Genomic DNA, 19915 nt, shown 5'->3' on the forward strand with positions numbered 1-19915 from the left:
ATTCACTCCCAGGAGCATTCCCAGGGGGTTCATTCCCAGGAGTTCATTCCCGGGGAAGCAACGGTCCGAGCGGCCCGAGGTCCAGATTCAGGTCCTCGGGCCGCAGTCCGTAGCGCTCCCGCAGTTCGGTCATACGGTCGTCGAGCAGCATCAGGGTGAGCCCGATGCGCTCCTCCTGGTCCTCGTTGAGGTCGCCCTCGTCGAAGCGGCGCAGCGCTTGCCGCTCCATCAGCTGACGCAGCAGTTCCACCACGGTCAGCACCAGTTTGACCAGGTCCCGCTCGACGGTGTCGGGTTCGAGGTCCAGCCGGTTGCGGCGCTCGGTCACGACGACTCCCCCCACGGTGACGGCACCTGCGCGTTCACCGAACTGATCAGCGCGTTGAGGTCGATACGGACGAGGTCGACGTCAGCGATGCGCAGGGTGATGTCCCCGGTGATGACGACCCCGCCGGCCAGCAGCCGGTCGAGAAGGTCCACCAGGGCGACCTCACGGCGCTCGATCACCGTCACCGGATCTCCTCCTCGCCCGCGAAGGAATAGGCGGCCCAGGGGCCGGTGAGCTCCACACGCATTCCCGCGGTCTCATCTTTCGTGCGGTCCACCATTTCCACGAATTTCTCGGAATCCGAGCGTGGCACGAGATAGGCCGCGTTGAGTACGTTCTGCCCCGAGGCGCCGGAAAGGGCGGGATTCTGCGGGGCGTGCAGCCGAGAATCCTCGGCATGTTCGGAGAGTTTCTCGTGCAGTCGGCTCGCGAAAGCCTCCGCCTGCTGCCACATCTCCTCGCGCGAGCGCACCCGCATACGCCGCCGGCGCAGATAGTCCCGACCCGACATGGCCTTTTCCGCCGGTGCCTCGCCGTCCGCGTCGCCGGCGTTCTCCGCGCCGCCCGCGGCGTCCGTCTCGGCGTACACCTTGACGCCCCATTCGACCCGGCCGTGCAGTCGGTCGAGCGTGCGCTTGAAGGCCTCCTCGCGCTCCTCGATCATCACGCGGACCCCGCTGTCGTCACGGAAGACGGTGCCGAGCCGCAACGGCAGCGGGGTGGTGACGACGGTGAGAGCGTCGATCACGCCCTGGTGGGCGCGGGCGGTCGCGGTCAGCCAGTCCAGGTCCTCCAAATGCCTGTGGAGCGGTTCTTCGGCGAAGTCCCGCTCCGGTACCCGGCTGAGCACGGCGATCAGACCGTGATGCCGCAGCAGTCTGGGCGGATCGCCTGCCACCCCCGTCAACTGGGCCTGCAGAGGGGTGTCGAAGGGGTGGCAGACGGCGTACACATACCGCAGTCCGGTCATGAGGACTCCTTCTCGGTCCGGGTCGGCTCGAGTTGCTCCAAGCGCTCCAGTCGTTCCCGCAACTCCGCGTTCTCCCGGGCGAGTTCGTCACGCCTGGCCCGAGTGGACAACGCCGGGTCGTCCTCCCACCAGTCGATGCCCATCTCCTTCGCCTTGTCCACCGAGGCGACGATCAGCCGCAGCTTGATCGTGAGCAGCTCGATGTCGAGCAGGTTGATCCGGATGTCACCGGCGATCACGATCCCCTTGTCGAGCACCCTCTCCAGGATGTCGGCAAGGTTGGAGCCGCCGCCCTGCCCATAGGGCTCGGGCAGGCGGCTGGGCGTGCTCATCGTCGGCTCCCTCCATCGGAGTCGGCGTACTCGTACTCTTCCTCGTCCTCAGCGGCCTCGGCCTCCGGCTCCTCCGAGTCCTCGGCTTCCTCGTCGTACTCGTCCTCGGCGTCCTCGTCCGCTTCGGCGGGCTCGTCCTCGTCGTACTCGGCCTCGGCGTCCTCGGCGTCGGTCTCGTACTCCTCGTCGCCCTCTTCGGCGGAGTCCTCGGCGGGCTCTTCTTCGTCCGCCCCTTCCGCCTCCTCCGCCCGCGCGGCCTCCTCTTCCTCGGCCACCGCGTCGTCGTGCTCGCGGACGACCTCGCCGTCACGGATCTCACCGCGCCAGCCGTCCTCCGCCTCACCCTTGAGCGTGATGAAGCGGACGAAGTTCTTCAGGTCGAGCCGGGCCCGGCGGCCCTGGGCACGCCAGATGTTGCCGGTCTTCTCGAAGAAACCCGAGGGGTAGTACTCGATGACCAGCAGGACGCGGGTGAGGCTGTCGGCGAGCCGGTGGAAGGAGACGACGCCCTTCGTGTTGCCCTTGGCGCCCTCGGTCGTCCAGGAGATCCGGTCGTCCGGCACCTGTTCGGTGGTCGTGGCCTTCCAGCTGCGGCTGGACCAGAAGACCTTCAGCTGCCAGTCGGACATGACGTCGTCAGCCTTGCTCGCGCTCTTGACGCCCTTCGCGAAGGTGCTGAAGTCCTGGTACTGGGTCCACTGGTCGTAGGCCGTGCGCAGCGGCACGCCGACGTCGACGTACTCGATGATGACGGTGGGCTTCCCGCCCGCCCCGCGCTTCTTCTTGCTCTTGCCGTCGCCGCCGCCACCGAGGTTCTTGAACGCGCCGGTCACGCTGTCCTTGGCGCGGGAGGCGCCGATCTCCAGCGCACTGCGCAAAGGCCCCTTGCCCTCGGCGAGTTTGCGGCCCCCGTCGAGGGCGAGCTTGGCGAAACCGGGGCTGTTGCCGTCGGCTATGTCGTTCAGCTTGCCCGTGGTCTCACCGAGCTTGCGGCCGGCGCCGACCAGCACGCGCTGGGCCTGGGCGGCCAGGTATTCCTGCACCTCGGCCTTGAGCCGGTCGACCGCCTCGCTCCTGGCCACGTCCGTGAGCGGATTGCCGTTCGTCTCGGACATCACTCACCGCCTCCCTTCGGGAGCCGACGGGCGCCACGGCCGGCGCTGCGGGCCGCGGCGGTCTTCTTGCCCGCCGTCTGCTTCGAGGCGGTCTTCTTGGCCGCCGTCTTCTTGGCGGGAGCCTTCCTGGCGGCCGCCTTCTTGGCCGGCGCCCTCTTGCCCGGGGCCTTCTTCGCGGGCGCCTTCTTGGCCGCCGGCTTCCTGCGGGGCTCCTCCTCGGCCTCGGGCTCCTCGCCCTCGTCGGCCTCGTCCGTGGCGTCGTCGGCCTCGTCCTCGGCCTCGTCGTTCTCCTCCGCCTCGGGCTCCTCGTACTCCTCCCGCTCCTCGTCCTCGGAGTCCTCGTCCCCGGGCAGCACGTCCGGCGCCACGCCCGAGAGCTGGTCGCGGACCTCGGCGGTACGGCCGTGCAGACGGTCGGCGAGGGCGTCGATCTGCCGCTCGACCATGGCGCCCGAGGCGGCCTTGCCGACCCCGCGCAGGTCCTCGCGGAGCTGGTCCCCGATCTCCTTGAACTGCGGGTTGTTCTTCAGCTGACCGGAAACCAGCTCCGCGACCGCACGCGGACTCAGGTTCATCCGCTTGCCCGCCACGAGGGTGCCGACGGCGAACGCCAGCTTCATCTTCTTCGTACGTCCGAGGACGTATCCGGCCCCTATCGCGAGGCCCATTGCCGTTCGGTTCATCGTGCCGTCCCGTCGCCAGTCCCCGCGCCTCCGCGCAGGCCGATCTCCAATCGGTCGAGAAGTTCGTCCTCCTGTCGGTCGAATTCCCCGTCGTCGATCTCGCCCGCCTCCAACCGCTCCTCAAGCTGGGCGAGTTCGGCCCTGACCGCGGCCGGGTCGTAGTACAGGCGTTCGGCTTCGTCCAGCACCTGTCTGATCACCCACCCGCTGCCGCGCACGGGTGCGAACGGCAGCAGCAGCACCTCTCCGATCAGTCCCACGGCTCGGTCACTCCCTCGAGCTGTCCTGGCCGACCTTGGTGCCCGCGGGCTCCGCGGGTCCGGGGTCGACGAAGCTGTACGGCGGCAGCGGGCCGTTGACGCGCAGATCCAGGTGCGGGTTGTCCTTGCGGATCCGCTCCACCTCGTTCAAGAACCCGGCGGCCGAGTCCCGCTCCACCAGGAACGACACGTTGGCGAGCCAGCCGGTGGACTCGGGGCCCACACTGGTCGCGTCCGCGAGCGGTTCCAGGGCCTGCTGCACCGCGACGGCGTCCTCGCCCTCGCGGGCCTTCACGGCGGCGACCACCATCTCGCCGAGATGCAGCTTCTGCTCGTAACTGCCGCCACCGGCCTGCCGGTTGGCCTCGGTCAGGGACCGGATCTCCGGGTTCTTGGACATCACGAGATGCAGGACGGCCTCTTCGTCATGGGTCGCCTTGACGTTGTACTCGACCTTGCCGTCCAGAGTCCGCAGCCGCTCCTTGTAGTGGTCGGCGCGCTCGGCGAGGACCGCGGTGACGGCGCCGTCGTCGGGGGCGACACTGCCGAACCGCATCGGCAGGATGCAGCCGTCCGCGCCCGACTCACTGAGGACGTTCTGGTGGGCGAGCAGGTCCCTGCGCTTGGGGCGCAGCCCCTCCGGCGCGTCACTGACGACGGCCGCCAGCTCGCCCTCCTTCAAGACGCGCACGGGCAGCGGCGGGTCGCCGACACCCCCCAGACCGTCCGGCAGCGCGGGATGCGACGCGGCGGTGATGCCGTAGACGTAGGTGCTCACTCGCCTTCCTCCTTCCGGCGCGAGGCGGTCGACTTACGGGCACGGGGCCGGGACTCGCCGTGTCCCTCCTCGCGTGCCTCCTTGAAGGCTCCGGAGATGGTCTCGGCGGCGCCGGACAGCGCACCCTTGGACTTGCCGCGGGCGCCGGACTCGGTGATCTCGCCGACCAGGTCGGGCAGGCCGGGGTCCTTGCGCGGCCCGGCCTCCAGGTCGAGCCGGTTGCACGCCTCGGCGAAGCGCAGGTAGGTGTCGACGCTGGCCACGACGACCCGGATGTCGATCTTCAGGATTTCGATGCCGACCAGGGAGACCCGTATGAACGCGTCAATGACGAGACCCCTGTCGAGGACGAGTTCCAGGACGTCGTAGAGGCCACTGCTGCCGCCTCCGCCGCCGCTCTGCTGGGCCGGGACAACGGTCATGTCGACCGAGCCTCCTTGTCTGTGTGTGTCTGTGGATGTGGAGCGATGGGATGTACGGGCGGACGGCCTAGCGACCGCCCTGCCGATGTGCGTCGGCCCGCCCGCGTTCGTAACGGCGAACGCGCCGGTAGCCGGTGAGCTCTCCGTCCGGGTCGAGCTCCACCTGGTAGCTCGCCATCAGGCTCATCGTGTCGGGCACCCGGGAGAGCTCCAGGACCTCGACCTCCAGCGCCCAGCCGTCCTCGGTCTGCTCGAAGGACGACACGTTCTCGGCGGACATGCCGGTCAGCTCCTGAAGCTGGGCGCGCGCGCCACGCAGCACGTCCATGGTGCTCGGCCGGCGGCGGTGCGCCTGGCGATGCTCGGTGCGCCGTCCGGTGTCCTCCTGCTCGATGTCGTCGCCTTCGGTGTCCTCGGGCGAGTGCTCCGAGGACGGCTTCCGTGCGGGAGCGTCCTGTGAACGCTGTGATTGTGATGTGTTTTTTGTGTTCGACATGGCCACCTCTCACTCCGGGTGGCCGCTCGTTCCTTGGCCAAACCTTCAGGAGGACATCAACGCGTCGAGGCGGCGGCGCGCCGGTCCCAGAGCGCGGCCTTTGCGCATGATGTCGGCCCACGGGTCGCTGCGGGCCTGCTCGACGGCGTCGGCGATGGTCCAGCGGCGGGCGTCGAGGCCGGGATCGTCCAGCTGCTCCCAGGTCACAGGGGTGGCGACGGGGGCGCCCGGCTGGGCGCGGACCGTGTAGGGGGCGACCGCGGTCTGGGCGTAGGCGTTGCGCTGGATGTCCAGGTAGAGGCGGTCGCCGCGGTCCTTCTTGCGGGCCGCGGTGGTGAGCCGGTCGGGGTGGCCGGCGACGAGGGTGTCGGCGATGTCCCGGGCGAACGCGCGGATCTCGTCGACGTCGTGACGGCCGTCGACCGGCACCACCACGTGCAGGCCCCGCGAGCCCGTGGTCATCAGCGCGGAGGGCAGCTTCAGCTCGTCCAACAGGGCGCCCAGCAGCCGGGCCGCCTGCCGCACCGCCTCGAAGTCGTCCCCGGAGGGGTCGAGGTCGAAGACCATCCGGTCGGGCCGCTCGACCCGGTCGACCCGGGACAGCCAGCGGTGCAGGGTGATGCCCGCCTGGTCGGCGAGGTACAGCAGAGTGGCCGTGTCGTCACACACGGTGTGGCAGACGGTGCCGCCCTCCTTGGCGACCTCCACGCGGGTGATCCACTCCGGGTAGTTCTCCGGGGTGTTCTTCTGCATGAAACGCGGCCCGTCGATGCCGTCCGGGTGGCGCTCCACCATCAGCGGGCGACCGCGCAGGTGCGGCAGCATGAACGGGGCGACGGACCGGTAATAGTCCACCAGGTCGGCCTTGGTGTACTCCTTCGCCGCGCCGCCCCCGGGAAACAGCACCTTGTCCGGGCGGTGCACCTCGACGGTGTGCCGGCCCGCCCGGACCGTGCGCGGACGGTCGCCGCTCACCGCACGACCGCCTCCTCCACCAGCAGCTTCCCGGCCGCCGCGATCGACTCGGCGTCGATGCCCGCGGCGTGCAGCTGTTCCTGAGGGGAGCCCGAACCCGGCATCGTACGGACGGCGAGCCGCACCAGGCGCGGCACTGGCCGGCCGTCGGTGAACGCGTCGAGGACGGCGTCGCCGAGGCCGCCCTCCTCGTGGTGGTCCTCCACGGTCAGCAGGCAGCCGGTCTCCTCGGCGGCCTGGCGCAGGGTGAGCTGGTCGACGGGCTTGACCGAGTACAGGTCGATCACCCGGACCGGGATGCCCTGGCCGTCCAGCGACTCGGCGGCGGCCAGCGCCTCCGGCACCGTCACACCCGCGGCGACGATCGTCATCCGGTCCCGCTCGGAGGAGCGCAGCACCTTGCTGCCGCCGATCGGGAACTCCTCGTCGGGGCCGTAGATCACCGGGCTCTCGCCGCGCGAGGTGCGCAGGTACCGGACGCCCTCCAGCCCGGCCATCTCGACGACCAGGCGCGCGGTCTGGTTGGCGTCACACGGGTACAGCACGGTCGAGTCGTGCACCGCCCGCATCATCGCCAGGTCCTCCAGGCCCATCTGACTGGGCCCGTCCTGCCCGATCGCCACTCCCGCGTGCGAGCCGACCAGGTTGATGCCGGAGCCGCTGATCGACGCCATGCGGATGAAGTCGTACGCGCGGGTGAGGAAGGCGGCGAAGGTGGAGGCGTACGGCACCCAGCCGCGCGCGGCGAGCCCGACGGCGGCGGCGACCATCTGCTGCTCGGCGATGTAGCACTCGAAGTAGCGGTCGGGGTGTTCCTTGGCGAAGAACTCCGCGCGGGTCGAGTCACCGACCTCGCCGTCGAGGGCCACGACGTCACCGCGTGCGGAGCCGAGCGCGGCCAGGGCCTGCCCGAAGGCGTTACGGGTGGCCACGTCGTCGCCGCCCTTGTCCCAGCGGGGCAGTTCCAGGTGTCCGGCCGGTACGGAGTGCAGCATGCGGGCCGTCTGCGGCTCGTGCACCTCGACGCGGATGTCGCGGCGGCCGCCGAGTTCGGCGATCGCCTCGTCGGCCTCCGGCAGCGGCTTGCCGTGCAGGCCCTCGCGGTCCTGGACGGACTCGACGCCCTTGCCCTTGAGGGTGCGGGCGAGGATCGCGGTCGGCTGGCCCTTGGTGGACTCGGCCTCGCCGTACGCCCGGTCGATCGCGTCGACGTCGTGGCCGTCCACCTCGACGGTGTGCCAGCCGAAGGCCTGGAAGCGGCGGGCGTACGCGTCGAGGTCGTGGCCGTGCCGGGTCGGGCCGCGCTGGCCGAGCCGGTTCACGTCGACGATCACGGTGAGGTTGTCCAGGTGCTCGTGCCCCGCGTGCTCGGCGGCCTCCCAGACGGAGCCCTCGGCCATCTCGCTGTCGCCGCACAGCACCCACACGCGGTAGCCGACGCGGTCCAGCCGCTTCCCGGACAGCGCGATGCCGACGCCGACGGGCAGTCCCTGCCCGAGCGAACCGGTGGCCGTCTCCACCCACGGCAGCCGCCGGGGCGTCGGATGCCCTTCGAGCCGGCTGCCGAACGTGCGGAAGGTGAGCAGTTCCTCGTCGTCGACGGCGCCGGCCGCCTTGTAGGCGGAGTAGAGCAGGGGCGAGGCGTGGCCCTTGGACAGCACGAAGCGGTCGTTGCCCGGGTGAGTGGGGCGGTCGAAGTCGTAGCGGAAGTGGTTGGCGAGGAGTACGGCCATCAGGTCGGCCGCGGACATCGAGGACGTGGGGTGCCCGGAGCCCGCGGCGGCCGAGGCGCGCACACTGTCCACGCGCAACTGCTGGGCGAGTTCGACGAGTTCACCGGTGTTCATGAGTTTCCTTTCGCGGGAGTGCCGTCGGGGGTGCCTTCGGTCCGCTTGACGGGGCCGGGAGCCGGATGAGGCTCACCGCCGGGCTGGTCACCGGCGGGTTCGCCGCCGGGTTGGTTCTTGGCCGGCTCCGGGCCCGGCTGGTTCCTGGCGGGCTCGGAGCCCGACCGGCTCCCGGCCTCCTCGGGCCCGGACTCGTCCCTGGCCACCTCGGGGGTCGGAGCGGTGATCGTCTGCTGCTCGTCGGGCGTGGCGGGCCCGTCGGCGGTCCCGGCGCCGGGGGCCGCGTCGGCGATCTCGGGGTCGGCGCCCTCCTTCGCCTCGTCAGGCGTCGGCGCGGTGATCGTCTGGTAGTCGGCGCCGCCTCCCGGCCCGTCGGTCACGTCCTCGGGGACGGCCGCACCGGGACCCGACCGGGCCTTGGCGTCCTGCCCTGTCCGGGACTCGCTCGGTCCGCCCGGCACCCGGGCCAGCTCCGGCGACGCCGTGTCCAGCGGCACCGACCAGGACCGGACGAGGCCCAACTGGACGGCCTGGCGCGGGAGTACGGACTCCAGCAGCCAGTCCGCGGCGACCCGGACGCGGTTGCCGGGCATCGCCGCGAGGTGGTAGCCGCAGGTGACCGCCCCGGCCACGGGCCCCGACAGGGGGATGCCGAGCGGGTTGGCGGCGGCCTTCGCGCCACCCAGGTCCACGACGAACCCCAGGTCCTTGTGCTGGTAGGGACGCAGTGTGCCGACGCCCAGCGAGGCGGCGACGTTGCGGGCCGCGACCTTGCCGTGCCGCCAGGCGTGCTGCGCGGTCATCGGGGTGTACTCACCGGGAGTGTTCAGGTCCGGTACGGCGGCCGCGTCCCCGCAGGCGAACACCTCGGGACGGCCCGGGAGCCGCAGGTAGGGGTCGACGATCAGACGCCCGCGCTCCGTCGGCTGCCCGGTGCCCTCGACGAGCGGATCGGGCCGTACGCCGACGCACCACACGAGCGTCCGGGTCGGCACGAACTCGCCGTCGGTGAGCAGGACTCCGTCGGAGGTGGCCTCCTTCACGGAGGTCCCCATGCGTACCTCCACGCCGCGTTCCCGCAGCGTGCGGTCGGCGGTGCGGGACAGGTGCTCGTCCAGCTCGGGCAGCACGCGCGGCGCCACGTCGAGGAGGATCCAGCGCGGCCGTACGCCCTCCCGCAGGGGGTGCTCGCGCACCTGCGCGTCGGTGTACAGCTGCCCGTGCGCGGCGACCTCGGTGCCGGTGTAGCCGGCGCCGACCACCACGAAGGTGGTGCGCGCGGCACAGCTCTTCGGGTCGTCGGCCGCCGCGGCCAGCTCCACCTGCCGGGTCACGTGGTCGCGCAGGTACAGCGCCTCGGGCAGCCCGCGGAAGCCGTGGGCGTGCTCGGCCACCCCGGGGATCGGGAGCAGCTTGTTGACGCTGCCGACGGCCAACACCAGCCGGTCGTAGGCCAGCGTGCCCTCGTTGCCCTCGGGGTCGGCGTAGTGCACGGTCCGGTTGTCCAGGTCGATGCCGTCGGCCTCGCCGAGCACCAGGCGGACGTGCCGCAGGGTGCCGGAGAGGGAGACGGTGACCCGGCGCGGTTCCAGGATCCCGGCCGCGACCTGGGGCAACAGGGGCAGGTACAGGAAGTAGTCGGTCGGGTTCAGCAGGGTGATGTCGGCCTTGCCGCGGGACATCCGGGACAGTTCTCGGGCCGTCCGGTACCCGGCGAAGCCGGCACCGACGATCACGATGCGGGGTCGACTCACGGTTCGCCTCCGGGGCTGTCGCGTACCTCGGGAGACTTCCGCGTCCCCCTGGCCGGGGCACCCAAACGTCCGCCCGGCCCTCGGTCGCCGCCGCCCGGGCCCGGTTTCCGCCCTGACCGCCGGGTACTCGGGTCGGCGAACCACCCGCTCATCCCGTGGAGGCACATCCCCCATGCCCGAGTACGGCTATTTCCTCTCGTGCGAGCAGTACGGTCCCGCGGAGCTCATCGAGCAGGCGCGGATGGCCGAGCAGGCCGGGTTCCAGTCGCTGTGGATCTCCGACCACTACCACCCGTGGAACGACGCGCAGGGTCAGAGCCCCTTCGTGTGGTCGGTGATCGGTGCCCTGTCCGAGGCGGTGTCGCTGCCGATCGAGACGGCGGTGACCTGTCCGACGGTGCGCACCCATCCGGCGGTGGTGGCGCAGGCGGCGGCGACCAGCGCGGTGATGACCAACGGCCGCTTCCGGCTCGGTGTCGGCTCCGGCGAGGCGCTCAACGAACACATCCTCGGCGACGCCTGGCCGCCCGCCCACATCCGCCTGGAGATGCTGGAGGAGGCCATCCAGATCATGCGCCACCTGTTCACCGGCGAGGAGGTCAACCACCACGGCCCGCACTACACGGTGGAGAACGCGCGCCTGTACACCGTCCCCGACGAGCCCGTCCCGATCGACATCTCCGCCTTCGGTCCGGCGGCGACCAAGCTGGCGGCCCGGGTCGGCGACGGCTTCATCACGATGATGCCGGAGGAGTCGATGGTGGAGCAGTACCGCAAGGGCGGAGGCGGCGGCAAGCTCGTCAGCGGCGGCACCAAGGTCTGCTACGACACCGACAAGGACGAGGCGGTACGGACCGTCCACCGGCTGTGGGCCAACGAGCAGCTGCCCGGGGAGCTGAGCCAGGTGCTGCCCTCCCCCAAACACTTCGAGCAGGCGCAGACGCTGGTCACCGAGGACATGGTCCGTGAGAACCGGGTGTGCGGCGACGACGTGGAGGAGCACGTCGCGGAGCTGAAACAGTTCGCCGACGCGGGCTTCGACGCGGTCTACGTCAACCAGATCGGCCCCGACCTGCGCGGCTTCTTCGACTTCTACCGCACGAAGGTGCTGCCTCAGCTCCAGCAGGGCTCCTGAACCCCCGAGGGTCCGGCGAACGCGAGGGGGTGGCTCACGGGGCCGTCGGACGGTTGCGGCCACGGCGCAGTCCGGCGGTCACCAGGGCGCCCAGGCCCGCCGCGGCCAGCGCCCCCGCTCCCACGCGTGTCCGGTTGCGTGACACCCAGCCCTGGGGGCTGTGGGACACGGCCTCGTCGTCGAAACGGCCGTGCGCCCCGAAGTCCCGTCCGTGCGGTCCGTCGGCCGGTGCCCACAGGTTGGCGGGGCCGCCGTGCTGCCCGCCCTCGGGGTCGTCGCGCCCGCCTCGACGGTCGTCCTGCTGGGCGGCGAACCCGGTCCGGGCCAGGTACCGATCCAGTACGCCGGGGGCGACCGCGTTGGCGAGCAGGGTGGCCGCGGTCGATCCGCCGACCCAGTACTCGCGCCGCCGCGCGTGGGACGCGGCGTGCACGATCGCCCGCGCCGCCACCTCGGGCTGGTACACGGGCGGGACCGGCCTGGGCCGCCCGGGCATCCGGTTCAGCACCCAGTCGAACTGGGGGGTGTTGAGGCCCGGCAGCTGCACCATCGTGGTGCGCACGCCGCTGCCCTCGTGCAACAGCTCGCAGCGCAGCGACTCGTTGAAGCCCTGGATGGCGTGTTTGGCCCCGCAGTACGCGGACTGCAGCGGAATCCCGCGGTACGCGAGCGCGGAGCCGACCTGCACGATCGTGCCCCGGTCGCGCGGCAGCATGTGGCGCAGCGCGGCCCGGGTGCCGAACACACAGCCCAGGTAGGTCACTTCGGTCACCCGCCGGAACTCGTCCGGGGTGATCTCCGGAAACGGGGCGAAGACCCCGCTGAAGGCGTTGTTGACCCAGACGTCGATGTGTCCGAACGTGTCGACGACCTGCTGGGCGGCGTCCTCCACGGCCTTGGCGTCGGCCATGTCCACCGAGACGACGAGCGCCTCACCGCCGGCCCGCCGGACGTCGTCCGCCGCGGCGGTGAGGCCCTCACGCCCCCGGGCCAGCAGGGCGACCCTGGCACCCCGGGCGGCGAAGGCGACGGCCGTGGCCCGGCCGACCCCACCGCTGGCACCGGTCACCACGACGGTCCTGCGGCGCTTCGACGACGCGCCCCTCGACAGCGGGCCCTTGCGGATGTCGCGCACCGACCATCACGCCCGGTGCTGCGGCTGCTCGGGGCCGTTGTCATCGGGGCGCGACGGCGCGGACCACGACTCGGCCGGGCCGGGGGCCGGTGCGCCCACCCGGGGCGCCACCGGCGGCATCGGCGGGTACTCCGGCATGTCCGCGGCACTCGGCGGCGTGGCCGGCATCCCGCCGGTGGGCTGCCGGCCGCTCGCGGCGGATCCGGCGGCGTGCGCGGGCGCCGGCCTGGTCATGGACGCCGTCGGCCGGGCGGCCGCGCGCAACGCGTAGGCCACGGCACTGAGGATCGCCGCGGTGATCAGAGCGGCGGCCCAGTCCGGCAGCACGACGGCGAGCGCCAGCCCCACGGCGAGCGCGAAGGCCGCGCCCGCGTACAGGGCCACGGTGCCGGACGCGGCGTACAGCACGGCCTTCCGGCGTTGCTTGCGGGTCTGCTCGCGCAGTTCGTCCCGCACCGTCTCGCGCGCGACCTGCGCCAGCTCGTCGACCAGATGCTTGTCCAGATGCTCCAGATGATCCAAGCGGTCCATTGCCGCCGGGTACCCCGGGCCACCGGCGCGTAACGCCGCGTCGGAGTGCCGCCGGGGCGGCCGGGGCGAAAAGATCACGTGAAGCAATCTCACTCCCCCGGCCAGGCCAACTAGGCTCGTCGCATGGAGATTCTGGGAGCCACGCTGCGCATCTGCGTCGACGACCTGGAGACCGCGGTCCCCTTCTACGAGCGCCTCGCGGGCGGCACGGCCCTCCGCTTCGAACGCGGCGGCGTCCAGGTCGCCGCGGTCGGCTGCTTCCTGCTGATGAGCGGGCCCGAGGATCAGCTGGAGGTGCTGCGCAAGGTCGCCGCGACGATCGCCGTCAAGGACGTCGACGAAACCCACCGGGTGCTGACGGAACTGGGCGCCCGCATCGTCGCGGGCCCGCTCGCGACACCGGGAGGCCGCAACCTGATCGCGATGCATCCGGACGGGGTGGTGTACGAGTACGCGGACCGCGGCGGCTCGTAGCGTCTCGGGCCTCGCGGGCCCCTCCGGACGCCGGGGCCTCGTCACCGGTTCCGGCGGGGCCCTCCCCTCCGGGGTCGCGCGGAATCCCGCATCTCCACCGTGAGCGCCCACCGCTCGTGGTCCCGCCAGGCCCCGTCGATGAAGATCATGTCCGGGGAGAAGCCCTCCAGCCGGAACCCGCAGGCCCGGGCGAGCGCTATGGAGGCGGCGTTCCCGGGCTGCACGTTGATCTCCAGCCGGTGCAGCCGCATCCGTCCGAACGCGTACCCGACCACCAGGTCGAGCCCCTCCCGCATCAGCCCGCGCCCGGCGGCGTGCGCGAAGGCCCCGTAGCCCAGCGCCCCGCACTGGAAACCGCCCTGGACGATGTTGTTGATGTTGACGAACCCAGCGATGGCACCGGCGTCGCCCGACTCGGGGTCCTTCTCGCACACCAGGAACCCGGCCTTGGTCGGATCCTCGATCAGCCGCCCCGCGTACGCGGTGTACGCACGTGCGCTGTCCGGCGGGAAGAGCCACGGATGATGCAGCTCCTTGCTCTCCCGCACCCGGGCGGTGAACTCGGCACGGTCCTCCTGGGTGAAGTGCCGTACGCCCACCCGGGGGCCCTCGGCGAGATAGCGGGAAGCACGATGAGGCACCCCGCCACCCTACGGCCCGCTCACCCGCCCACGGCGGATCCGGCGCCCCGGTGTCCCCCGGCCGCGCCCACCCCGGTGCGGCGGCATCACCGCAGCGCCGGCTCCCGCAAGGTCAGCGTGCCCGCGTCGGCGTCGAGTTCGGCCGCGACACCGAACGGGATCGTCGACGCCCCGTCGCAGTGCCCGAACCCGAACTCCTCCACGACGGGCACCCCCAGGCTCCCCAGCCGGTCGGTGAGCAGCACACGTACGTCGTCGTACGCCTCGCACCGCTCCCAGGATCCGAGCAGCACCCCGCGCACCCCGTCGAGCCAGCCCGCGCGCAGGAGCTGGGTGAGGTAGCGGTCCAGGCGGTACGTCTCCTCGCCCACGTCCTCCAGGCACAGCAGTCCGCCGTGCGCGCCGGCCCTGGCGTACGGGGTGCCGAGTTCCGCGGCGAGCAGACTCAGGCAACCGCCGAGGGTGACGCCCCGCGCCCGGCCGGGCACCAGCGCCGTGCCGCCGGAGGTGATCGTGCGGACCGTCTCCGGGGCGAACAGGGTCGCTCTGAGGTGTTCCTGGGCGCGGGCGCTCTTGATGAAGTCGATGCCGGCCGCCATCGGTCCGTGCAGCGTGACCAGGCCCAGGCGGCGGGCGAAGGCCTCGTGCAGGGCGGTGATGTCGCTGAACCCGACGAACACCTTCGGTCCGGCCGCCCGCATCGCCTCCCAGTCGAGCAGATCGACCATCCGCTGCACCCCGTACCCGCCCCGCGCGCACAGCACGGCGTCCACGGCGGGGTCGCACCAGGCGCGCTGCAGATCGGCGGCCCGGTCGGCGTCCGTGCCCGCGAGGTAGCCGAACTCCCGGTGCCGGTCCAGTACATGCGGTGCCACCACCGGGTCGAGGTCCCAGCCGCGCAGCACGTCGAGGCCGGACTGCAGCCGCTCCTCGGGCACCGGTCCGCTGGGCGCGACGACGGCCACGCGGGCGCCGGGGGCGAGCCGTGACGGCCGGCTGAGTTCCTTCACAGGGTGAGCTCCAATGCGGGGACGCCGGGCGGGTTCAGCCCGAAGACCTGGGCGTACAGGGAGAGTTCGGATTCCAGGACCCGGATCGTGGTCTCGGCCCGGCGGAAGCCGTGCCCCTCACCCTCGAAGGCGAGGTACGCGTGCGGCACCCCCCGGCCCGCCATCCGGGCGAGGAACCGCTCGCACTGGACGGGCGGGCAGATCACGTCGTCCAGGCCCTGCAGCAGCAGGAACGGGGCGGTGATCCGGTCGGCGTGCTCGGCGGGCGAGCGTTCCGTGTACCGGCCGGGGACCTCGGCGTAGGGCCCGATGAGGGTCTCCAGGTACCGGGACTCGAAGTCGTGGGTCTCGCCCGTGCCCCAGCCGACCAGGTCGAGGATCGGGTACAGGATCGTGCCGCAGGCGTACACGTCGGTCATGGCGAGCGAGGCGGCCGCGGTCCAGCCGCCCGCGCTGCCGCCCCGGATCGCCAGCCGGTCACGGTCCGCGGTGCCCTCGTCGGCCAGGGCCAGCGCGACGGCCGCGCAGTCCTCGACGTCCACCACACCCCACTGCTCCCGCAGCAGGTCGCGGTACTCCCGGCCGTATCCGGCGGAGCCGCCGTAGTTGACCTCGGCGACCCCGATGCCCCGTGAGGTGAAGTAGGCGATCTCCAGGTCGAGGACGAGCGGCGCGCGTCCGGTGGGGCCGCCGTGCGCCCACACCACGTACGGCGGTAGTTCCTCGTCGGGCGCGGTGCAGCCGGGGTGGTGCGGCGGGTAGATGTGGGCGTGGATCTCGCGTCCGGCGGGGCCGGTGAAGGTGCGGATCTGCGGCTCGGGGTAGTACGCGGGGTCCACGGCGTCGTCGTGCGGGGCGCCGATCACCCGGGCCCGGCCGGTCCGGGCGTCCAGCTCCACCACCTCGTACGCGCTGCGGGGGCTGGCCCCGACGGCGACGACCTTGTGTCCACGCACGGCGAGGTCGGGCGCGAACTCGGTCCAGGGCCCGGCCGCGTCGACGAGTTCGCCGGTCTCCGGGTCGAGGATGCCGAGGGTGGTGGCACCGCAGCCGTGCACCACGGCGATGTGACCGCCCTCCAGCGGGGCGAACCAGCGGGATCCGAGCTTCCACAGCGGCCCGCCGAACTCCTCCTCGCGCGGGGCGAGCGAAGCGGGAGTGGGGTCCCCCCGCCCGAAGGGCTCGCCCTCCCGGTACAGGTTCCACCAGCCGGTACGGTCGCTCGCGTACAGCAGACCGCCGTCCGCCGACCACTCCACCTGGGCGATGGCCTCCGCCGGTCCGCCCGCCACGGTCCGCGGCTGTCCGAAGGTGCCGTCCGTGCCGACCTCGGCGATGACGAGTTCGGTGCCGTCCCACGGCATCCGCGGGTGGTCCCAGGCCAGCCAGGCCGCCCGCCGCCCGTCGGGCGACAGGTCGGGCCCGGCGACGAAGCGGTGCCGGTCGTCGGTGAGTTCGCGTACCCGGGTCCGGTCCTGGGCGGCCGAGCCGTCCAGCGGTACGGCGGCCAGGACCCGCCGAATGTCGTCGGGGCCCTCGCCGGTGAACTCCTCCAGCACGCACCACACTTCACCGTGGTCCGGACGCAACCGCGGCTGCGCCCAGCGCAGTCCGTCGCCGACCGGGGAGAGCGGGGTGAGCGGGAGCGGTTCGCCGTCCGACCGCAACCGGTACAGGCGCTGGTCGGCGAAGTTCACGAAGACGACGAGCGGTTCGCCGTCGACCACCGCACCGGCCCAGGGCTGTCCGCCGTACTCGATGACCCTGCTGCGCACGTTCCACGGAGCGGGCAGTACGGACTCCTGGGTGCCGTCGGCGCGCCGCCTGACCAGGGTGCGCCGCCCGCCCTCGGTGGGCCGGGGTTCGGTCCACCAGGCTTCGTCGCCGACGAACCCCACGTACTCGGGTCGCCCGTCGTGCGCGGCGGCGAGCTCGGCGTCGATGGGTGAGGGCCAGGAACCGTAAGCCAACGTCCGCACGTCGTCCCCCGGGTGTCTAGGCGGTGCGCAGGAAGCGGTCGAGGACACGGACGCCGAAGTGGAGCGCCTCGATGGGCACGCGCTCGTCGACCCCGTGGAAGAGGGCCTGGTAGTCGTAGCCCTCGGGAAGTTTGAGCGGGGTGAAACCGTAGCCGGTGATCCCGAGTCGCGAGAACTGCTTGCCGTCGGTCCCGCCGGACATGCAGTACGGCACCACGTGCCCCTCCGGCGCGAACTCCTGCACGGCGGCCCGCATTCTCGCGTACGTCACCGAGTCCACCGGCGCCTGGAGGGCGACGGAGCGATGCTGGAACTCCCACTGGACGTCGGGCCCGGTGAGCAGGTCGAGGGTGGCGCGGAACTCGTCCTCGGCGCCGAACAGGAAGCGCCCGTCCACGTACGCCAGGGCCTGCCCCGGGATCACGTTGAGCTTGTAACCGGCGTCCAGCATGGTCGGGTTGGCGCTGTTGCGCACCGTGGACTCGACGAGTTTCGCCGCCGGGCCGAGCTTCTCCAGCAGCCCGTCCACGTCACTCAGGTCCGTCTCGAGGCCGTACAGCGCGGCGAGTTCGGTGAGCGCGGCGCGCACGGTCGGGGTGAGCCGCAGCGGCCACTCGTGCTCGCCGATCCGGGTGACGGCGGCGGCGAGCCGGGTGACGGCGTTCTCCCGGTTCACCTTGGAGCCGTGTCCGGCGCGGCCGCGGGCGGTCAGCTTCAGCCAGCCGGTGCCGCGCTCACCGGCCGCGATCGGGTACAGCTCCCGCCCGCTGCCGTCGTGGAAGGTGAACGCACCCGACTCGCTGACGCCCTCCGTGCAGCCCTCGAACAGCCCGGGATGCTCGTCGGCGAGGAATCCGGAACCGTCGACGGCGCTGTCCTCCTCGTCGGCGGTGAACGCGACCACGATGTCCCGCCGGGGCCGCACGCCGTGCCGCGCCCAGTCCCGCACGACCGCGAGGATCATCGCGTCCATGTTCTTCATGTCGACGGCGCCCCGCCCCCAGACGACCCCGTCGCGGATCTCCCCGGAGAAGGGGTGCACGCTCCAGTCCCGGGCCTCGGCGGGCACCACGTCCAGATGACCGTGCAGGAGCAGCGCGTCGGCCGACGGGTCGGTGCCCTCGATCCGCGCCACCACGTTCGTACGTCCCTCGGTGCGCTCCAGCAGGGTGGGCTCCAGGCCCGCCTCGGCGAGCCGCGCGGCGGCGTACTCGGCGGCGGCCCGCTCCCGGCAGTCGCCGCCGCCCCGGTTGCTGGTGTCGAGGCGGATGAGGTCCGAGGTGAATCCGACGACCTCGTCCAGGGCCTGCTGGTCAGCCATACTGCTCCTCCACGGCGGCCGAGACGATCGTGGTCACCGCCTTGAAGGTGCGGATCCCCTCGTACATGGTGTCACTGGTGTACGACACCTTCCGCTCGCCGACGCCCTCCACCCCCGGCACGACGGTGGCGGCCATCGCCAGGTGCGCGGCGTCGAACTCCAGCACCACGGTGAACGGCCCTCCGTCCAGCGGTTTCTGACGGACCGCCAGGGACGCGGCCGCCTTGGCCGCCGCCCGGATGTCGGCGGCGGTCCTGGCGGGTGTACGACACACGGCCGCGTACCGCGACACATGGTCCTTGACGGCGACCTTCAACGCCTCAGGGGCGTAACCGAGCGCGTCCTCGCAGGCCACGTCGTCGCCGGTGACCAGGACGACGGGCACTCCGTACTCGGCGACGACATGGGCGTTCAGCAGTCCCTCGCTCGCCCGTACGCCGTTCAGCCAGACACCGGTGACGGAGTTGGCGAGGTAGGTGTGCGCCAGGACGCCCTCCATGCCGGCGCCCGCGTGGTAGCCGACGAAGGCGACGCCGTCCACGTCGCCGTGCTGCACGCCTTCCACCATGGACAGCGACTTGTGGCGCCCGGTGAGCATCTCGGCACGCTCGTCGAGCTGTTCGAGGAGCAGGTTGCGCATGGTCCAGTGGGCCTCGTTGACGACGACCTCGTCGGCGCCGCCGTCGAAGAAGCCACGGACGGCGGCGTCGACGTCGGAGGTGAACATCGAGCGGCACCGCTCCCACTGCGGGGTCCCGGGCAGCACGTCGGCCGGCCAGGTCACGCCGGTGGCACCCTCCATGTCGGCGCTGATCAGGATCTTCATGCTCGGTCACGTTACGCGCCGGAGGGGGAACCGGCCAGGAAGCGCGGGTGTCCGCGCTGGGCCCGTGCACGCTGTGCCCATCCACGCCTGATCGCCGTCCGCGAGGCCGCGAGGCCGCGAAGACTGGTCGCCCGGGACGCGAGGCCGACACCGTGTGATCGGCCTGTGGCGCCGGTCCCCTGCTCAAGTGCTCAAGCCGGGGTCACGGGCACCCGGTCGGGCCGGCTGAACTCCAGGAACGGGTAACCCAGTTCGAGGACCTGGGCGACGACGCGGGCACTGTCCGCGGCACTCATACCGGGCAGGATCTCGCGGAGCCGACGGGCGAGTTCGTCGGCGCCGGGGAAGTCGGTGCGCGGGGCGAAGGCGGGCGCGATCCGCTCGACGGCCCTGCCCTGGTCGGCGTCGCCGTGATGGAGTCCGCCGGCGTCCGCGGCGAGGACGAGCAACCGCTCCGGCCCGGGGCCGGCCAAGGGGTAGGCCCACCACAGCACATCGACCCTCCGCCGCCCTTCGGGCGGGGAGTCGCCCGTCTGCTGGTGCTCGTTCCCGGGCACGGTGAGCCGGGCGCGTCCCGCGGCCGGAGAGGTCGGCGCTCCGTCCAGGGGCGGTTCGAGGCCGGGGCCGAGGCTGTCATCGGCCGCGTAGGGCCCATGGGGCGCGGCCTCGTCCTCCTCGGGCAGTGCTCCGAAGACGGGCAGCAGATCGACGACCGGTCGCCCGATCGCCTCCCGTGCGGCCACGGCGAACAGGCGTCGGGCGCCGGTGCTCCAGTGGGACACCCGGCCGCGACGGTCCGCCACCACCACGGCCAGCGGGATCCGTCCGGCCTCGGTGGTCCTCGCCGTGCCGGTCCCGGCCGAGATGCTGGGAGGAGTGTCGCTGTGGGTGCCACGGTCCACG

General features: G+C 72.1%; 22 protein-coding genes and 1 pseudogene. 2 read left to right on the forward strand and 21 right to left on the reverse strand.

The window, feature by feature from the left end; all coding sequences use genetic code 11:
• Positions 1-43 precede the first annotated feature (43 nt).
• The 13 genes from ACFYRY_RS31910 to ACFYRY_RS31970 form a co-directional block, all read right to left on the reverse strand.
• Positions 44-328, reverse strand: a complete 285-nt coding sequence (locus tag ACFYRY_RS31910; RefSeq protein WP_356769896.1) for a gas vesicle protein K — start codon at positions 326-328, stop codon at positions 44-46.
• Entirely contained in the window at positions 325-513 is a 189-nt protein-coding gene (locus ACFYRY_RS31915; RefSeq protein WP_356769898.1) for a gas vesicle protein, read from the reverse strand. The genes ACFYRY_RS31910 and ACFYRY_RS31915 overlap by 4 nt, the downstream gene beginning before the upstream one ends.
• Entirely contained in the window at positions 510-1298 is a 789-nt protein-coding gene (locus tag ACFYRY_RS31920; RefSeq protein ID WP_389153376.1) for a GvpL/GvpF family gas vesicle protein, read from the reverse strand. The genes ACFYRY_RS31915 and ACFYRY_RS31920 overlap by 4 nt, the downstream gene beginning before the upstream one ends.
• Positions 1295-1630 (reverse strand): gas vesicle protein, encoded by a 336-nt coding sequence (locus tag ACFYRY_RS31925; RefSeq protein ID WP_389153379.1) that lies wholly within the window; start codon positions 1628-1630, stop codon positions 1295-1297. The genes ACFYRY_RS31920 and ACFYRY_RS31925 overlap by 4 nt, the downstream gene beginning before the upstream one ends.
• Positions 1627-2745: an SRPBCC family protein gene (locus ACFYRY_RS31930; RefSeq protein ID WP_389153381.1), complete on the reverse strand. Its 1119-nt coding sequence runs from the start codon at positions 2743-2745 to the stop codon at positions 1627-1629. Before ACFYRY_RS31930 ends, ACFYRY_RS31925 begins: the two co-directional genes overlap by 4 nt.
• Positions 2745-3428, reverse strand: a complete 684-nt coding sequence (locus ACFYRY_RS31935; protein WP_389153384.1) for a DNA primase — start codon at positions 3426-3428, stop codon at positions 2745-2747. Before ACFYRY_RS31935 ends, ACFYRY_RS31930 begins: the two co-directional genes overlap by 1 nt.
• Positions 3425-3688 (reverse strand): gas vesicle protein GvpG, encoded by a 264-nt coding sequence (locus tag ACFYRY_RS31940; protein WP_389153387.1) that lies wholly within the window; start codon positions 3686-3688, stop codon positions 3425-3427. Before ACFYRY_RS31940 ends, ACFYRY_RS31935 begins: the two co-directional genes overlap by 4 nt.
• A gap of 7 nt (positions 3689-3695) precedes the next feature.
• The gene (locus tag ACFYRY_RS31945; RefSeq protein WP_389153390.1) at positions 3696-4466 is read right to left on the reverse strand and encodes a GvpL/GvpF family gas vesicle protein; all 771 of its coding nucleotides are present in this window, start codon (positions 4464-4466) and stop codon (positions 3696-3698) included.
• Positions 4463-4888, reverse strand: coding sequence for a gas vesicle structural protein GvpA (locus ACFYRY_RS31950; protein WP_389153393.1), 426 nt, complete (start codon positions 4886-4888; stop codon positions 4463-4465). Before ACFYRY_RS31950 ends, ACFYRY_RS31945 begins: the two co-directional genes overlap by 4 nt.
• 67 nt (positions 4889-4955) lie before the next feature.
• Positions 4956-5384, reverse strand: a complete 429-nt coding sequence (locus ACFYRY_RS31955) for a gas vesicle protein (RefSeq protein WP_389153396.1) — start codon at positions 5382-5384, stop codon at positions 4956-4958.
• Between the two features lie 45 nt (positions 5385-5429).
• A complete protein-coding gene (ligD, locus tag ACFYRY_RS31960) occupies positions 5430-6359 on the reverse strand; it encodes a non-homologous end-joining DNA ligase (RefSeq protein WP_389153399.1) in 930 nt (309 codons plus the stop codon).
• Positions 6356-8206, reverse strand: a complete 1851-nt coding sequence (locus ACFYRY_RS31965) for a transketolase (RefSeq protein ID WP_389153402.1) — start codon at positions 8204-8206, stop codon at positions 6356-6358. Before ACFYRY_RS31965 ends, ligD begins: the two co-directional genes overlap by 4 nt.
• The gene (locus tag ACFYRY_RS31970; protein ID WP_389153903.1) at positions 8203-9942 is read right to left on the reverse strand and encodes an FAD-dependent oxidoreductase; all 1740 of its coding nucleotides are present in this window, start codon (positions 9940-9942) and stop codon (positions 8203-8205) included. The genes ACFYRY_RS31965 and ACFYRY_RS31970 overlap by 4 nt, the downstream gene beginning before the upstream one ends.
• Positions 9943-10132: 190 nt before the next feature.
• On the opposite strand from ACFYRY_RS31970, the gene ACFYRY_RS31975 reads away from it, so the two are divergent.
• Positions 10133-11095, forward strand: a complete 963-nt coding sequence (locus ACFYRY_RS31975) for an LLM class F420-dependent oxidoreductase (RefSeq protein WP_389153405.1) — start codon at positions 10133-10135, stop codon at positions 11093-11095.
• A gap of 34 nt (positions 11096-11129) precedes the next feature.
• Here ACFYRY_RS31975 and ACFYRY_RS31980 read toward each other — a convergent pair whose 3' ends face one another.
• Together ACFYRY_RS31980 and ACFYRY_RS31985 are read right to left on the reverse strand one after the other, a co-directional pair.
• Positions 11130-12221, reverse strand: a complete 1092-nt coding sequence (locus ACFYRY_RS31980) for an SDR family oxidoreductase (RefSeq protein ID WP_389153906.1) — start codon at positions 12219-12221, stop codon at positions 11130-11132.
• Between the two features lie 15 nt (positions 12222-12236).
• The gene (locus tag ACFYRY_RS31985) at positions 12237-12761 is read right to left on the reverse strand and encodes a phage holin family protein (RefSeq protein WP_389153408.1); all 525 of its coding nucleotides are present in this window, start codon (positions 12759-12761) and stop codon (positions 12237-12239) included.
• Positions 12762-12884: 123 nt separating this feature from the next.
• On the opposite strand from ACFYRY_RS31985, the gene ACFYRY_RS31990 reads away from it, so the two are divergent.
• Positions 12885-13235: a VOC family protein gene (locus ACFYRY_RS31990; RefSeq protein WP_389153411.1), complete on the forward strand. Its 351-nt coding sequence runs from the start codon at positions 12885-12887 to the stop codon at positions 13233-13235.
• Positions 13236-13276: 41 nt separating this feature from the next.
• Here ACFYRY_RS31990 and ACFYRY_RS31995 read toward each other — a convergent pair whose 3' ends face one another.
• The 6 genes and pseudogenes from ACFYRY_RS31995 to ACFYRY_RS32020 form a co-directional block, all read right to left on the reverse strand.
• Complete coding sequence (locus tag ACFYRY_RS31995; RefSeq protein ID WP_389153414.1) at positions 13277-13876, reverse strand: GNAT family N-acetyltransferase; 600 nt, start codon at positions 13874-13876, stop codon at positions 13277-13279.
• Positions 13877-13962: 86 nt separating this feature from the next.
• The gene (locus tag ACFYRY_RS32000) at positions 13963-14886 is read right to left on the reverse strand and encodes an LD-carboxypeptidase (RefSeq protein ID WP_389153417.1); all 924 of its coding nucleotides are present in this window, start codon (positions 14884-14886) and stop codon (positions 13963-13965) included.
• Complete coding sequence (locus tag ACFYRY_RS32005; protein ID WP_389153420.1) at positions 14883-16865, reverse strand: prolyl oligopeptidase family serine peptidase; 1983 nt, start codon at positions 16863-16865, stop codon at positions 14883-14885. Before ACFYRY_RS32005 ends, ACFYRY_RS32000 begins: the two co-directional genes overlap by 4 nt.
• Before the next feature lie 16 nt (positions 16866-16881).
• Complete coding sequence (locus ACFYRY_RS32010; protein WP_389153423.1) at positions 16882-18186, reverse strand: M20/M25/M40 family metallo-hydrolase; 1305 nt, start codon at positions 18184-18186, stop codon at positions 16882-16884.
• The gene (locus ACFYRY_RS32015) at positions 18179-19012 is read right to left on the reverse strand and encodes a M55 family metallopeptidase (protein ID WP_389153426.1); all 834 of its coding nucleotides are present in this window, start codon (positions 19010-19012) and stop codon (positions 18179-18181) included. The genes ACFYRY_RS32010 and ACFYRY_RS32015 overlap by 8 nt, the downstream gene beginning before the upstream one ends.
• Before the next feature lie 197 nt (positions 19013-19209).
• Positions 19210-19914: pseudogene (locus ACFYRY_RS32020) on the reverse strand (PAS sensor protein); the annotation flags it as partial.
• Position 19915 lies beyond the last annotated feature (1 nt).

Origin of the sequence: Streptomyces sp. NPDC005263, assembly GCF_042872365.1 — a bacterium.
In the GTDB taxonomy this organism is placed as follows: Bacteria; Actinomycetota; Actinomycetes; order Streptomycetales; family Streptomycetaceae; genus Streptomyces.

Bases quoted from the DNA above. Each gene is read 5' to 3' on its own strand.
- ACFYRY_RS31920 (WP_389153376.1), bottom strand. From the start codon at position 1,298: ATGACCGGACTGCGGTATGTGTACGCCGTCTGCCACCCCTTCGACACC.
- ACFYRY_RS31925 (WP_389153379.1), bottom strand. From the start codon at position 1,630: ATGAGCACGCCCAGCCGCCTGCCCGAGCCCTATGGGCAGGGCGGCGGC.
- ACFYRY_RS31930 (WP_389153381.1), bottom strand. From the start codon at position 2,745: ATGTCCGAGACGAACGGCAATCCGCTCACGGACGTGGCCAGGAGCGAG.
- ACFYRY_RS31935 (WP_389153384.1), bottom strand. From the start codon at position 3,428: ATGAACCGAACGGCAATGGGCCTCGCGATAGGGGCCGGATACGTCCTC.
- ACFYRY_RS31950 (WP_389153393.1), bottom strand. From the start codon at position 4,888: ATGACCGTTGTCCCGGCCCAGCAGAGCGGCGGCGGAGGCGGCAGCAGT.
- ACFYRY_RS31955 (WP_389153396.1), bottom strand. From the start codon at position 5,384: ATGTCGAACACAAAAAACACATCACAATCACAGCGTTCACAGGACGCT.
- ACFYRY_RS31965 (WP_389153402.1), bottom strand. From the start codon at position 8,206: ATGAACACCGGTGAACTCGTCGAACTCGCCCAGCAGTTGCGCGTGGAC.
- ACFYRY_RS31975 (WP_389153405.1), top strand. From the start codon at position 10,133: ATGCCCGAGTACGGCTATTTCCTCTCGTGCGAGCAGTACGGTCCCGCG.
- ACFYRY_RS31985 (WP_389153408.1), bottom strand. From the start codon at position 12,761: ATGGACCGCTTGGATCATCTGGAGCATCTGGACAAGCATCTGGTCGAC.
- ACFYRY_RS31990 (WP_389153411.1), top strand. From the start codon at position 12,885: ATGGAGATTCTGGGAGCCACGCTGCGCATCTGCGTCGACGACCTGGAG.
- ACFYRY_RS32010 (WP_389153423.1), bottom strand. From the start codon at position 18,186: ATGGCTGACCAGCAGGCCCTGGACGAGGTCGTCGGATTCACCTCGGAC.
- ACFYRY_RS32015 (WP_389153426.1), bottom strand. From the start codon at position 19,012: ATGAAGATCCTGATCAGCGCCGACATGGAGGGTGCCACCGGCGTGACC.